General features: G+C 64.6%; 14 protein-coding genes and 2 pseudogenes. 7 read left to right on the forward strand and 9 right to left on the reverse strand.

The features are described 5' to 3' along the window. Positions 1-463: 463 nt before the first annotated feature. Entirely contained in the window at positions 464-1,378 is a 915-nt protein-coding gene (locus tag ACQP2F_RS15055; protein ID WP_433304454.1) for a LysR substrate-binding domain-containing protein, read from the reverse strand. A gap of 103 nt (positions 1,379-1,481) precedes the next feature. Between ACQP2F_RS15055 and ACQP2F_RS15060 the strand changes: the two genes are divergently transcribed. After that, positions 1,482-2,650, forward strand: a protein-coding gene (locus tag ACQP2F_RS15060) for an IS3 family transposase (RefSeq protein ID WP_433294327.1) whose coding sequence is annotated in 2 segments (ribosomal slippage) — positions 1,482-1,766 and positions 1,769-2,650 — 1,167 coding nt in all. Because the reading frame shifts where the segments join, the coding sequence is not laid out codon by codon here. A gap of 1,457 nt (positions 2,651-4,107) precedes the next feature. Here ACQP2F_RS15060 and ACQP2F_RS15065 read toward each other — a convergent pair. Continuing rightward, positions 4,108-4,890, reverse strand: coding sequence for a hypothetical protein (locus ACQP2F_RS15065; RefSeq protein WP_433304455.1), 783 nt, complete (start codon positions 4,888-4,890; stop codon positions 4,108-4,110). 389 nt (positions 4,891-5,279) lie between these two features. Here ACQP2F_RS15065 and ACQP2F_RS15070 point away from each other — a divergent pair, with 389 nt between their 5' ends. From ACQP2F_RS15070 to ACQP2F_RS15080, 3 genes are all read left to right on the forward strand, one after another. Further along, complete coding sequence (locus ACQP2F_RS15070) at positions 5,280-5,528, forward strand: transposase family protein (RefSeq protein ID WP_433304457.1); 249 nt, start codon at positions 5,280-5,282, stop codon at positions 5,526-5,528. 56 nt (positions 5,529-5,584) lie between these two features. Further along, positions 5,585-5,737 (forward strand): hypothetical protein, encoded by a 153-nt coding sequence (locus tag ACQP2F_RS15075; protein ID WP_433304459.1) that lies wholly within the window; start codon positions 5,585-5,587, stop codon positions 5,735-5,737. 659 nt (positions 5,738-6,396) lie between these two features. After that, positions 6,397-6,654 carry a hypothetical protein gene (locus tag ACQP2F_RS15080; protein WP_433304460.1) on the forward strand — a complete coding sequence of 86 codons (258 nt, stop codon included), beginning with the start codon at positions 6,397-6,399 and terminating at the stop codon, positions 6,652-6,654. Between the two features lie 124 nt (positions 6,655-6,778). Here the strand turns inward: ACQP2F_RS15080 and ACQP2F_RS15085 are convergent, their stop codons facing one another. The 5 genes and pseudogenes from ACQP2F_RS15085 to ACQP2F_RS15105 form a co-directional block, all read right to left on the reverse strand. Continuing rightward, complete coding sequence (locus ACQP2F_RS15085) at positions 6,779-7,384, reverse strand: GGDEF domain-containing protein (RefSeq protein WP_433304462.1); 606 nt, start codon at positions 7,382-7,384, stop codon at positions 6,779-6,781. Between the two features lie 3 nt (positions 7,385-7,387). Further along, positions 7,388-7,897 (reverse strand): hypothetical protein, encoded by a 510-nt coding sequence (locus ACQP2F_RS15090; RefSeq protein WP_433304464.1) that lies wholly within the window; start codon positions 7,895-7,897, stop codon positions 7,388-7,390. Positions 7,898-8,565: 668 nt separating this feature from the next. Then, a complete protein-coding gene (locus tag ACQP2F_RS15095; RefSeq protein ID WP_433304466.1) occupies positions 8,566-8,913 on the reverse strand; it encodes a hypothetical protein in 348 nt (115 codons plus the stop codon). Positions 8,914-9,150: 237 nt separating this feature from the next. Continuing rightward, positions 9,151-10,446, reverse strand: coding sequence for an IS256 family transposase (locus ACQP2F_RS15100; RefSeq protein ID WP_433304468.1), 1,296 nt, complete (start codon positions 10,444-10,446; stop codon positions 9,151-9,153). 49 nt (positions 10,447-10,495) lie between these two features. Continuing rightward, positions 10,496-10,737 (reverse strand): annotated as a pseudogene (locus ACQP2F_RS15105) (transposase); the annotation flags it as partial. A 304-nt stretch (positions 10,738-11,041) separates the two neighbouring features. Here ACQP2F_RS15105 and ACQP2F_RS15110 point away from each other — a divergent pair. From ACQP2F_RS15110 to ACQP2F_RS15120, 3 genes are read left to right on the forward strand one after another with little or no spacing between them, the layout of a single operon-like run. Continuing rightward, on the forward strand, positions 11,042-11,581 hold the full coding sequence (locus ACQP2F_RS15110; RefSeq protein ID WP_433304470.1) for an IS110 family transposase: 540 nt from the start codon (positions 11,042-11,044) through the stop codon (positions 11,579-11,581). Beyond that, positions 11,502-11,852 (forward strand): hypothetical protein, encoded by a 351-nt coding sequence (locus tag ACQP2F_RS15115; RefSeq protein ID WP_433307973.1) that lies wholly within the window; start codon positions 11,502-11,504, stop codon positions 11,850-11,852. The genes ACQP2F_RS15110 and ACQP2F_RS15115 overlap by 80 nt, the downstream gene beginning before the upstream one ends. After that, positions 11,768-12,070 carry a transposase gene (locus ACQP2F_RS15120; RefSeq protein ID WP_433307497.1) on the forward strand — a complete coding sequence of 101 codons (303 nt, stop codon included), beginning with the start codon at positions 11,768-11,770 and terminating at the stop codon, positions 12,068-12,070. The genes ACQP2F_RS15115 and ACQP2F_RS15120 overlap by 85 nt, the downstream gene beginning before the upstream one ends. Positions 12,071-12,092: 22 nt before the next feature. Here the strand turns inward: ACQP2F_RS15120 and istB are convergent, their stop codons facing one another. Together istB and ACQP2F_RS15130 are read right to left on the reverse strand one after the other, a co-directional pair. After that, positions 12,093-12,596 (reverse strand): IS21-like element helper ATPase IstB, encoded by a 504-nt coding sequence (gene istB / locus ACQP2F_RS15125; protein WP_433304472.1) that lies wholly within the window; start codon positions 12,594-12,596, stop codon positions 12,093-12,095. Between the two features lie 307 nt (positions 12,597-12,903). Further along, positions 12,904-13,792, reverse strand: a pseudogene (locus ACQP2F_RS15130) (Mu transposase domain-containing protein); the annotation flags it as partial. Positions 13,793-13,797: the final 5 nt, after the last annotated feature.

A 13,797-nucleotide genomic window follows, 5' to 3' on the forward strand; every position in this document is an offset into this window, starting at 1 on the left:
GAGTGGACACTCGGCCGCTCCGCCTGATTCGTCCAATGGCGAGCCGTTCTTCCTCGCGACCGCCATCTCCCACCTGTCGCGCAGAGGCGACGGTGAAACAAAGGGAGAACATCGGCAAATTCGCCGATCACCTCCGCGCGCAGGTCGCCAGCCCGCTCGCGATCAGGCGCCAACGGCCGCGCCTTTGCGGAAGTGCACCGAATCTCGTTCGCAAGGACCAAAGGTGAGAGTTTTGGACCGCCCCGTGCGGCGCGAACCTGCCCGGCATCGCCCTACGTCACCAGCATCGTCCTCTAGTGGGTATTGGCGTTCGACGAGTCCGGTCCTCTGGCGATCCGTCTACGGGCAGACTCGTTCGGGGCGCCGACGGTGCACCCGCGCCACCTGCCCCCGGTTACCACAAGCTACACCGCGTTGTCGGTTCCTCGACTCTTCCAAAGCGGAAGAAGACCGCCGAAAGAGGTCATGGCTCGTCGCCCGGGTGACTGAACGTACGACAAACCGCGGTGACGAAAGCGCCCACGTCGGGGCGGGAGTCCCCGACCCGCCACGCCACTGCCATCACTGCAGGAGCGATGTTGGCCACGGGCACGAAGCGTAGACCCGGCGGAGAGTAGACCTGCTCCATCGCGGCGTAGGTCAAGGCGACCGCCGAGCCTCCGGCAATCACCTGGAAGAGGGCTTCCTGGCTCATGGGCTGAATCTGGATGACTCCAGCGCCACCAGCGGCAGCCCGCTCCGGTGCGGCGCTCCAGAAGTCTCGCCACAGCGGATCGTCATCGGGCGGCACCGCCCATGACGTTGCATGGGCGAGCACTTCGGCGATCGTCACCTCGTCCCGGCCGGCTAACGGGTGATCGTCGGCGAGCATGATGACGCGGCGCTCATTCCAAAGCGGCTCGTAGCGCACTTCCTCACCGCTGACTGGCAGATGAATGAGTGCCACATCGGTTTCACCGGTGCGCAGTCCGGCACTGGTATCGCCGAAGTCGAACTGACGTAGATGCACCGCGACGTGAGGGCACATGTCACGGTAGTCACGTAACACCCTCGGTAGGAAGTTGTCTGGCCAGCGAGTGTGAAAACCGACTACTAGCTCGCTTCGTTGGGCACGGGCCTGATGGGTGGCCGCGATGCTGAACGCCGCGCCGGCCGCGAGGGTGGCGCGGGCAGGCTCCAATAGGGCGGACCCTGCATCGGTCAGGGCGACCGAGCGCCGATCCCGGACGAACAGCGCAACGCCGATATCGGACTCGAGCTTTCGAATCTGTTGTGAGAGAGCAGGCTGGGAGACGTACAGTCGGTGCGCGGCACGCCCGAAGTGCAACTCTTCGGCGACTGCTACGAAATATTGCAGCAGGCGCAGGTCCGCATCCATAACGCGATTGTAGCTCTATCAAGCCGCAACTATGTGGGTCTGCTGCACCAATAGGTGACATCTGAGATGGCTTGCCGTGACGGCGGGCTGGAAGGATGTTGCTGTGCCCAAGCCCTACCCCCGCGAGTTCCGCGACGACGTCGTGCGGATCGCTCAAGGCCGCGATCCTGGCGTGACGGTGGAGCAGATCGCGAAGGACTTCGGGGTCCACCCGATGACGTTGTTCAAGTGGCTGCGTCAGGCTGACATCGACGCCGGCGCCGAGCCCGGCGTGAGCCGCAGTGATTCCGCTGAGCTGCGCGAAGCGCGTAAGCGGATCAAGCTCCTCGAGCAGGAGAACGAGGTCCTGCGCCGGGCTGCGGCGTATCTGTCGCAGGCGAATCTGCCGGGAAAAGGCTCTACCCGCTCGTGAGCGAGCTGGCCGCCGACGGGATCCCCGTCGCGGTGACGTGCCGGGTGCTGACCATTGCTCGACAGCCCTACTACCGGTGGCTTGCCCGCCCGGTCACCGACGCCGAGCGGGCCGAGGCGTACCGGGCGGACGCGTTGTTCGACGCCCACCGTGACGACCCGGAGTTCGGCTACCGGTTCCTGGCCGACGAGGCCCGCGCCGCCGGGCAGCCGATGGTCGAGCGCACCGCCTGGAGGATCTGCTCCGGTATGGGCTGGTGGAGCGCGTTCAGCCGCAAGCGGCGGCGCGGCAAAGGTGGCAGGCCGGGCCCACCCGTGCATGACGACCTCGTCAAACGTGACTTCACCGCCGACGGGCCGAACCAGCTATGGCTGGCCGACATCACCGAACACCGCACGCTTGAGGGCAAGCTCTACCTGTGCGCGATCAAGGACGTGTGGTCGAACCGGATCGTCGGCTACTCCATCGACTCGCGGATGAAATCTAGGCTGGCGGTCAATGCCCTGCGCAACGCCGTCGCCCGCCGCGGTGAGGTGGCCGGTTGCGTGCTGCACACCGACCGCGGGTCGCAGTTTCGCAGCCGGAAACTCGTCCTCGAACTGCACCGTCACCACATGATCGGATCAATGGGCCGCGTCGGCGCCGCCGGCGACAACGCCGCCATGGAATCCTTCTTCGGCCTACTACAGAACAACGTCCTCGATCGCGGGACCTGGCCCACCAGACAAGCATTGAGGACCGCGATCGTGACCTGGATCGAACGGACCTACCACCGCCGGCGACGCCAACGAAGCCTGTCCCGGTTGACCCCTATCGAGTACGAGACCATCATGAGCCCACCGGCCAGTCAGGCCGCGTGACTTGTCCTGTCACCTATCGGTGCAGCAGACCCTGTCGGCATGCTGATCCGAACTGGGACTGCCGGCACTCAGCCACACGATGGTTGTGCTGAGAGTTTGTCGATTACATTCTCGGAGTATACCCCCTGTCTGTTATCCGCTCACCGTGCGAAAGTATCCCCAAATGCCATACACTGACCAAATTATTGTCCTGAGTCCCTCATTTCTCGCGTACCGGGCGGCGGCCCGCCACTCGCGCTCTCGGCCGCGTTCATGATGTACAGACCGCCTCGACGAGCGGCACAGCAGCCGGTGTAGTGATGAGCCGCAGAGGAGGTCGGCCTCGACACGAACGCGGCTAATCGGGCATTGGGCTCGCACTGCGGGCAGAACGCCTCGGGAAACTTTTCGCCTCGATGCCGGCGGTACCTGGTGTACATCGACGGCTCGGCCTCAGCTGCGTTGCACGCGGTCACCCTTGCGTACAGCATCGACTAGCGGCCGGCCGGCTCCGCATAACACATCGAAACCGCGGCACACGGCATTGACCCACGGGAATCTGCCGCGAATGGCTGCTTCGCGGAACGCCGCCCGGGGGTGACGGCAACATCGGGTGAGGCCGCCGACCGCGGCACGGTCGGCGGCGGTCTCGGGGAGATTTCTCAATCGGGCCCACGCTTGTTGATGCCCATACGACTTGTTGGAGGCACCGGCCCGAGCGCGGTCGCGTCGGACTCGATCCACTTTCTGCGCGGGAAACTAGAATTTGCTTACCGAGCGGCTCTCTCGCTAGAAGTACTAAGCTGTGCTGACAAGATGGCGAGTCGCGGGCCGGAGCATGGTATTCACTTCGGCGGCTCAATGCTGCATGCTCGAAGTCGCAGCGACGGTCGACTGAGCGACGCACGACGGCACCAAGATGCATGTGCGGGTCGAAGTCCAGCGACCCGCACTAGCAGCCGATGATCGGGTTGGTCTGGCCAGCTTGCTGAGTTTCAACCTGCTAGCCGTGGATTAGAATAGCCAAGCACTTGCGCATCAGCCCCCGCCAGCGCCGGATGGGTGTGACTCCTACCGCGGCCAGTGCCAGCGATCGACACGGTCGGGTTGCAGCACCGGTACGAACCGTTACCGATAGTGCGGTGGGGCACTCACGGCGGCAACAGCGGCACGAAAATGTGAGGCGTACTCGGCGTCCCTTTCGCAGTAGCTGTCCGTGGCCTCCTGCACGGCTGCCAGAGTGTTCAGCGTTTGCGATGCCAGCACCAGGAGGCCACGATGCTCCGCTCGCAGCCAGGAATTGAATTCCCTGACGAAGTATCCTCCAAAGGGAACAGCGTCTTCTGCAAGTTGCAAGTTTAAAAGTCTACCGATGTGTTCCCGGTTATCCTGCCAGTGTCCGATTCCCCTTATGGCTGTCGCGCGTTGTTCTTCAACGGCAACTACTATGGCATCGCACTCAGTGTCGCTCATCGGCTCTAGTCCCTCGTGCAGTGAATGCTAGCCGTGTACTTCCAGCCGGCAATACGCCTACCCAAGTGAATTGCCGGATGTCCATTCAATATTGGCTCAGTGGTATAACAGGTATAACCCTCTTGCTTCATGTATTCTAGGATATACTTGGATTCTTCCTCGAAGAGGTAAAAGGTCTCGGACCGGTTGGTTCCCCACGATTCCTTTGTGAACTGCACCTGTTCGGGCCATGGTCCAGGGGGAAGTTCAGCAGGACGCTCTAGTGGACCGCCCGCCGCTATTATGAGACTCTTTTCGGCTCCCGCTGCATCATCGGAGAACGCGGTCTCTCGGGCGATCTCCGCCTTCATTCGCCTGAGTCGCTTGCCAGCGCTCCTAACAGCGACTCTTCCCGCCCTGTCGACGTCCGCTGAGTAGTGTGCTGGCTGGTCATAAAACCATGATTCAATAGATCTGAGATCCTCGTGAGCTCCCTGGATCGCACCATAAACCCGCTGGAGGCTCTCGCGCGCCAACGTGAAGGTGTGAAGGTGAACAGTAAACGCCTCGTTGGCGCGCCTTACAGTGCCTTCCAGCCCAGTCTTGGCGGCATTCCTTCCAGGAGCCACTTCTGCTGCCTGAAGGGCCGAAGCCGAATTTTGGCGTAGCCTCTCGTATAATTCATCGAGACTGTCGGCGACCACCCTTAAGTCGGTGGGTTGCTGTGCCGTCACCGCTACATATGCGGCGAGCACTCGCGCGTAGGCATCGCGCTTGACATTTGAGTCCGACGCAGCGTGCTCGACCATTGAGTACCTACGACCTTATAGAGCGCGATAATTGATGCTGATGGCGTCGCGAGGATAGCATCGCACCACAGATCTTGTCGAGATGCGAGGGCGGATCGGTGTCCGCCGTGCCTTGCTGGCGAATAGCCGAGGGTCGTCGTTCGAGGCGGCCCGCGCTGCGCACATGCTATGGAACCCTGGCTTAACTCGAAACACCGCAACCCGCCACCACGAAGACGCGTCGCATCGAGCCGACATCGCGAAGATTCGGGCTCTGGCACAGCTTCCCTGATCAACTAAGCTCGATCCGTTATGGTGTCCTTTGTAGAGCTGCGGCGCTGCTGCCGCATCTGGCTTCGCTGCGGCTGCAGCGGGTGGGTTTGGTTGGGATCCGTCTGCGGGTTGGAGCTGTGACCAGATCGGAGCAGGCGACGTGTCCGGGCTGCGGATATGTGTCGGGCCGGGTGCACAGCCGCTTCGTGCGCCGGCTGACCATTGCTGGCATCGGCGGCCTGGAGGTGCGCCTGGACCTGAATGTGCGGCGATTCTTCGGCGCGGGGCCGGATTGCGCTGGTCGTACGTTCGTGGAGGAGATCTCGCCGGTGACGAACCGGCACGGCCCCCGGACCGTCCTGGCCGCGGACCTGGTAAGGCGGTAGTGGTGGTGCCGGGCGGACGACCGGGATCGAGGCTGGCCGGTCGGCTGGCGGTGCCGGTGAGCCGGATAACGCTGCTGCGGGTCATCCGCCGCCTGCCCGAGAAGCCGTCGCTGGTCACACCGTCGGTGCTCGGCGTCGACGACTGCGCCCAGCGCAGCGCCACCGGTACGCCACAATCCTGGTGGACATGCACACCCACCGGCCGGTAGACATGCTACCCGACCGCGATGCCGATACCCTCGCCGCGTGGCTCGAATAGCATCCCGGCGTCGAGGTGGTCTGCCGGGACCGGGCCGTCGCCTACGCCGACGGCACCGCCCGCGGGGCCCGGACACGAAGACAGATCGCCGACCGTTGGCACCTGCTACACAACCTCAGCGAGGCCGTGCACACAGTCGTCGCCCAGCACCGCCTCTGCCCGCACACCCAGGCCGAGCCGCACCCGGCCGGGACCACCCCGACTATGATCCCATCCCTGCGACGGCGCCGCCTCTGGAACGCCGGGCGGACAATACCCCCGAGCGCCACGCCGCCGTGCGCAGGCTGACCGCCAAGGATCCAGTCGCAAAGCCATCGCCCGGCAGCTTCAACCCGTCCCGCAACACGGTCCGCAGATGCAACCACGCTCGAACCGCCGACGAGCTCATCGTCGCGAATCCGCCCCCGCGGGGCAGCCCCCTCGAGCCGTTCATGACCCACCTGCGCGAGCACAACGCCGCCAGCACCCACGAACGGCCATGTTATACGTCCGCGCGAAGGGCTACCATGAAACCCTGCGCACACTGCAACAATGATCCAGGTCCGCAGCGACCACAACGTTCCCAGGCCGCTACCGGTTCCGTCCGCCCGGCAGCTCACTGGTTGAATCATGCGGCCGGACTCCCGGCTCACAGACGATTGCCGCACCTCCTTGGTCCGGGCCACAGCGCAATGCCCGGACCTCGACACCCTCTCGCGGCTTGCCTACTGCTTCATCCGGCTCGTCCGCAACCGCGGCGGCGCACGGCCGGAGATCTGGATCAACGAAGCCATTAACAGCCCGTTCCCGCCGATCAGCGGTTTCGCCGCTGGGCTGTATGGCGACCACGGCGCCGTCTTCGCCGGCCGGACGGCGAATTGGCTATGAAGACAGCCACGCGACGATCGACGACCACACCCGACTGGCCGCGCCGAAATCGCACCTGACGTTAAGGCCGCGGTGTACCCCGCTTCACTGCGTCGCTCTGCTACCCACTCGACATCCCGGTCCTCTACGCCACGCGAAGGCCCCTCTTGTTCGCCCTCCGTTCGTACATCAACTGGTCGGCCTGATTCATAAGCTGCTCCAGCGCCACGCCGGATTTGTTGAGCGTCAAACCGCAACTGACAGAGACTTCTGATATAGGAAGTGCGGAGAATTCACTGCTCAACGCGTGGTGGATTTCCGATTCCAGGCCCTCGAGATGGTCCCACCCCACCACGACAAACTCGTCGCCGCCCAAGCGTGCCGCGATTCTATGCTCCGTAGCGCATTCGGACAGGACCCGCGCCAGTATGCGAAGCGCCGAATCCCCAGCGGCATGACCGTAGGTGTCATTCAGAGTCTTAAAATGGTTGATGTCGCACACCAGCACAGCTTGCGGAGGAATCCCGCGGGTATCAGACCACCGATCAACTGCGTCAGAGAGGCCTCGACGGTTGAGAATCTGGGTGAGTGGATCGAGTCGCGCTTGGCGGGCGAGCTCTCGCTCCGCCTCGACTGCGTTGTGAACGTCCTGGACGGCTAGTACAACTCCGTTGAACGAGCCGTCACTGGCCTTTACCACCGTGGCGTTGACGGATACTTGTCGCAGCTCGCCCGTTCGCTCGTTGCGCACCGCCTACCTGAGCCCGCGGACCTGGCCGTCGCGCAAAACCATCGCTATCAAGCGTTCTTCATCAGCGAGTTCGGAGCCGTCAGTGTGGTAGACCAATGGCTTGCCGGGCCAATGACCGTCACATGCCTCAGCCGGATAGCCGTGCAGGTTGCGTAGAGCAGCGTTCACAACGATAGGTGATAGCTCTCCATCGAGAGCCATAACTCCCGTGTCGAGGCACTCCAACACCGCAAACAGATAGTCGCCGTCGTTAGCTCTACTTGAGCTACTGTTGTCTCGCGCGTTGATCCGCTCCGGGACGTTAAGCGGAGCCAGGTGAGCGAACGTAATGCGCTGCCCATCCTTGGCGTCTGCGATCTCCCGCCGGGCGACCAGCCATGAACGCGCATCGGACTCCAGCTCGACGAAGGCCACACCAGGCCGAATCGCTTGCCCATCCACGGCCACCAAGCGCTCAGCGCTACAGTCTGCCGCCACCACTAACCCCACCGCATCTAGAATGACGACCGCCACATGGCCCTCCTCGTACCGGTCGACTCGATAGCGGGTTCATCGGCAGGCCAACTCACTCCTTTAGCACTTCAACGTCTTCCGGTTTGGCGCGCAGACCTGGCAACAGGCGGGTCGCGTATCCTTGAGCATGCGGCGGCGGCACCGCATGCGCCGTAACCTTGCATTGTGAGCGTTGACGGTAAGAGCGACCAAGCCATGAAAGTTGATCGCGCGGCCGCGTTGACGTACCTCTATCGTCCGTATGTCGAACTAAGACCGGCGTCGACGGTCGGTTGCGGAACGCTGCCCCGAACTGGCCGATCTTCGATTAACCAGCTCGCAACGGCCAGCGGCTGACGGCGCGCCGCAACTGCCGGTAATCACGCTCGACTGACACCCGGCTCGACGCCAAGGTTGCAGCCGGGCCCCCTTCGGACACCACGGTGGTCTTGGTCGCCCTATTTGGGTCGTAGGCGATACCCTTCTGCTGGGATTTGCCGAACTGCGACTGGCGTCGCGGGTTCTGCCAAAGCAGGGAGCGTGAACTGGAGCCACGCGAACTGGCATACCAAAATTTGGCATGTCAGACACCGCTCTCCAGCCACTCCCGCCCGAGGTTACGGCTGTGGAGCGTGTGCTTTCCGGGTCTGAGCACGCAGGCCGCCCGTTCCTAATCGGGCCGGGAACGGCTACGTCTGCTGCTGATCGAACACGGCATCAGCTTTCAGCGGTCCAGGACTTGGAAGGAGTCCGCTGATCCAGACCGGGACGCCAAGGTGCCCCGCAATGACTACATCAACAGCAACTTTCCGCGGCAGGTGTGCGCGTTCGACGAGGTCGAACCCCTGGCCATCCGCCCTCGGGCCGTTCCTGTTGGACGCCTCCAGGCCGCCCCGCACCCGCTGCCGGTGAGCTACCAAAAGCTGCACGACGTCCGGCAGTTCCACGGCTGCTACAACGTCGGTGACGACCAGCTCCTGGGGCGTCATCCGGCCGCGCAAGAGTGCGGCGAACACTCTGGCCGCGCTGAAGTCCATTCGCCGAGTACGCCCGGACGGGGCACCCATCTATGTCGTCCTGGACAACCTGTCCGCACACCTACGCGTGCACGCCAAACGAAAGTGCAGGGGCTGGCGTCCAGGGGCCGGTTGCGGGACGCTTACCCTTAGGCGTCAAGATGGCGGGCCATCTCCGATACCTGGTTCTTGAACTACTGCCTGTTGCCGAGTTGCTCGACCAGCTTCGGGCCTGTCAAACGAACGGTGTAACGCCGGTTAGTTGTTGGTCGGGTTGAGGCGGCCTTCGAAGGTCATCTCAAAGGCGTTCAGGGCGGGTTTCCAGCGGATCGCCCACCGGCGCCGTCCGGTGCCGCTCGGGTCCACACTCATAATCGCCAGATAGACGCATTTGAGTGCTGCTTGTTCGTTCGGGAAGTGCCCGCGGGCCCGCACGGCGCGGCGGATGCGGGCGTTCACGCTCTCGATCGCGTTCGTGGAACACACGATCTGGCGGATCTCGACATCGAAGGCGACGAACGGCACGAACTCGGCCCAGGCGTTCTCCCAGAGCCGGACGATCGCCGGGTAGCGGTCGCCCCAGGCCTCGGTGAACTCGCCGAACCTGGCCTTGGCGGCGGCTTCGGTTGCTGCAGTGTAGACCGGTCGCAGGGCTTTGGCGAGCGCGTCGTAGTGCTGCCGGCCGGCGTAACGGAACGAGTTGCGTAGCAGGTGGATCACGCACGTCTGCACCACGGCGAGGGGCCAGGTCTGCCCGATCGCGTCCGGCAGCCCTTTCAGCCCGTCGCAGACCACCATGCAGGCGTCGGCGACACCGCGGTTCTTGAGCTCGGTGAGCACCTGCAGCCAGAACTTGGCGCCCTCACCGCCGTCACCGGCCCACAACCCGAGGATGTCGCGAGTGCCCTCGACCGTGACGGCCAAGGCCACGTAGATGGGCCGGTTGGCGACCTTGCCGTCGCGGATCTTCACGTGGATCGCGTCCAGGAAGATCACCGGATAGACCGGGTCCAGCGGCCGGTTCTGCCACTCGGCCATCGCCTCGAGAACCTTGTCGGTAATCGTGGAGATGGTCTGCCGGGACACCTGCGCGCCGTAGACCTCGGCCAGGTGAGCTTGAATTTCGCCGATGGTCAGGCCCTTCGCCGACAGCGAGATGACCATGTCCTCGACCCCGGACAGCCGGCGCTGGCGTTTCTTGACGATCTGCGGCTCGAAGCTGCCGTCCCGATCACGCGGGACCTTGATGTCGATCGGGCCGACCTCGGTCAGCACCGTCTTGCCGCGGCTGCCGTTACGGGAGTTCTGGCCGTTGTTGCCGGCCGGGTCGCCCTTGTCATAGCCGAGGTGATCGGCGAGCTCGCCGTCCAGGGCGGCTTCCACCACGCGCTTGGTCAGCTGCTGCAGCAGCCCGCCCTCACCGGTCAGTTGCAGGCCCGCTGCGCGGGCCTGCTCGACCAGCCGGCCGACCAGCTCGGCGTCCACACCCTCGTCGGCTGGCTTGATCTTCTTCAGCACCGCGGCAGTATCCACGGTGATCGCTGGGTCCGTCATCAGGTGCTACTCCTTGATCAGGAGTCACACCGTTCGTTTTACAGACCCCCAGCTTCTCGACTCGCCGCATGGAGACGCCGAGCAGGTAGCTGGTCGCCGTTACCAATACCAGGGCTTATTCGGCGTGGTGGCGGTGGGTCGACAACCATTCCGGAAAGTAGCTACCGGTCCGCAGTGTCGGAATCGCCAGCTCGACGGTGTAGGCCGGGTGTCCCATTCCCGAGGCCGGTAGCCTTTGCGTGAGTCCGACCGCCGAGGGCTGCGCTGGCCGCAGCCTGCGCCGCACAACGCGTGTCAACGGCGGATTAGAACTGACTGTGAGACTGCTGGGGCCGGTTTAGATCGGCCGTGATGGGCTGGTAGCAAGACGGCGGGCGTTACTTCAAAAGCTGACTGGCCTGGTGCCTTTAGTGGGGACTTTTCCGCTCGCTGTCCTTGATGCCGGCCCGGCCGGGGGTAACTGGTTTGATCAGGAGGTTGACCGTCAGTCGGCTGGCGTGTCGCGTCACAGTCCTGCCGAATCTCCCACCGGACCGAAACCACGTCCGTCCGGATCAGAGGAGAATGCAGTTGCCCATGCTGGCAGAGCAGGTCGATGTCGTCATCGGCGTTGACACGCACAAACACCCACACCGCTGCCGTCGTGTCCGCGGCCACGGGTGCCGTCCTGGCCGAGAAGACGGTGACGGCTGACCCGGCTGGCTATCGGGCGCTGGTCGAGATCGCCGAGCGGCACGGGACGTTGCGGGCATGGGTCATGGAGGGATCGGGAGGCTACGGTGCCGGCCTGGCCCTTCATCTCGCTCAGCGCGACGAGCTTGTTGTCGAGCTCGACCGTCCGAAACGTCGCGCGCGCAAGGCAGGGGCCAAGTCGGATCCGATCGACGCCGTCCGAGCCGCGCGCCGGTGCCGAGCGTGCGGCCCTGCAGCTGCTGCTCACAGCCCGCCGGGCCGCGGTCGATGCCGCCGTCGACGGCCAAAGTCAGCTGCACGCGCTCGTGGTTACTGCCCCCGAGCAGGTCCGGGCTTGATTCCGTGGCCTGTCTACCCGCGCCGTGATCACGTACGCGCTGCGGCTGCGAGCCGCGCACGACGCCGGCGACGTGCATGTGTTCACCGCGATGTCGACTCTTAAAGCCATTGCTCGTCGCGTCCATGCGCTCGAGGAGGAGGCCGCCGAACACGAGAAGGCAATTCGCAAGATCGTCTCGGCATGGCGGCCGGACCTGTTGGCATTGACCGGGGTTGGCCCGATCGTCGCGGCTACCGTCCTCGCCGCCTGGTCGCACGCCGGGCGTTGCGCAACGACGCGGCATTTGCGATGCTCGCGGGCACTGCGCAGATCCCTGCTTCGTCGGGCAAGACGGTCCGTTATCGCCTCAACCGTTCCGGCGACCGGCAGCTGAACCGAGCCATCTACACCGTCGTCCTAACGCGGCTACGCCTCGACCCCGCGACCCGTGCCTACGCCGAACGCCGACGCGGCGAAGGCAGAACCGATCGGGAATCCGCCGCTGCTTGGGCCGCTACGTCACCCGCCAGCTTACCGACAGCTCGAAAACCCGCCTGCCGTCAACTCTTGACGCGTCATAGGAGCGTCCCCTCCTGGACGGATTGGGATTGACCCCCCGTCAGGTCGGCTTGGTCTATTTGTCCCGGTTCTTGGCGAGTAGTTCGCGGCGGGCGCGGGTGCGGTACGAGTCGCCGGCGAGGGTGAGGACTTCGGCGTGGTGCACGAGCCGGTCGATCATCGCGGCGGCGACGACTTCGTCGCCGAAGACTTCGCCCCAGCGGCCGAACGGCAGGTTCGAGGTGACCAGGATCGAGCCTTGTTCGTAGCGCGACGCGACCAGTTGGAAGAACAGGTTCGCCGCGTCGGTGTCGAACGGGATGTATCCCGCCTCATCGATGATGATCAGCCGGTAGCGGCGGATCCTTTTCAGTTCGGCTTCCAGCTGCCCGGCGTGGTGGGCTCGGGCGAGCCGGGTGATCCAGTTCGTGGCGGTGTCGAACAGCACGGAGTTGCCGGGCTGGGCGGCTTTGATGCCCAGCCCGATCGCGAGGTGGGTCTTGCCGATGCCGGGCGGTCCCAGCAGCACAACGTTGTCGGCTTTGGGGACGAACGTGGCGGTGGCCAAATGGGCGAGCACGTCGTTGCGCAGGCTGGGCGGTGTTCGAGGTTGAAGTCGTCCAGGGTTTTGATGGCCGGGAAGTGCGCGATCCGGACCCGCATCATGTTGCGGGCCGATTCGCGGTCGGCGACCTGGCGTTCGAGGACGGCGGCGAGGTATTCCTCGTGAGACCAGTTTGCGTCCCCTGGCTTGGTCGGCCAGGTCTTCCCAGACCCGGCCGATCGTGGGGGTTTCAGTACTCGGGCCAGATAGGCCAGTTTCGACGTCAACCCGTCAGGCCGGGTCACAGTGTGGTTCTGCGCCTCGATCTTGCTGCGTGTAGTGGTCATGAAATCCCTTCAGCGGTGGTGGGTGCGGGTGGCTGCTCGACGGGGTGCGGGTCGAAGTCGACGCCGAACAGGTCGTCGTAATCCGGCAGCGCGCGGATGGCCACAACATGGCCGTCCGCGTGGGTTCTGGTCCGGTCGATCTCGCGTCGGCGTTGCGCCAGCTCGGCGCGCAGCAGCCGGGCGGTGTCCTGATGGGCGGGATCGGTGATCGTCTGCCGGGTTCCCCAGAACCGGGCGTGCTCAGCGACGACCTGACCGGCGCAGCAGGCCACGACCCGAGCCGGGTCGGCGAACACGTCGACGAACCGGCCGATCGCGCGGGGGTCCACGCTGTAGTCGTTGCTATCGACACGCACGTAGTAGTCGCGGCCCAGCCGAACCCGATGGGTCAACCCGACCGCCGGCGCCACCGGCGGCAGGCCGACCATGCCGGCCCGGCCGGCGTCCCACCGCTGGGCCGGGGAAGCGCCGATCGCGCGCAGGTGCCGGACGTTCGCCCTGGTCGTCAGCCAGTCACTGATCTGGATGTTGAATTCGAACGGCGAGGTGAAGGTGCGGCCCGGCAGGGACGACGTCTCGAAATAGCCGTTGCGCCGCTCGACCAAGCCCTTGGACTCCGGATCGCGTGGCGGCGCCAGGCGGATGCCCACGCCCAGCGTCCCCGCGAACGAGGTCGCCTCGACCGTCAACTTCCCGGTCCCGCCGATCGCCGATTCCCGATCCCAGACCAGCGTGCGCGGACACGTACCCCACCCGCCGATGATCTCCCACATCCCGGCCAGGATGTCGCCCCCCCTTGCGAGATGGGATCATCACCGCGTCCGTCACCCGCGAGTGCCCACACGTCATCGCCAGAACCGGCAACACCCGCCGTTGACCAGCCCCGCCAG

Origin of the sequence: Actinoplanes sp. CA-030573 (assembly GCF_050951115.1) — a bacterium.
Lineage (GTDB): Bacteria > Actinomycetota > Actinomycetes > Mycobacteriales > Micromonosporaceae > Actinoplanes.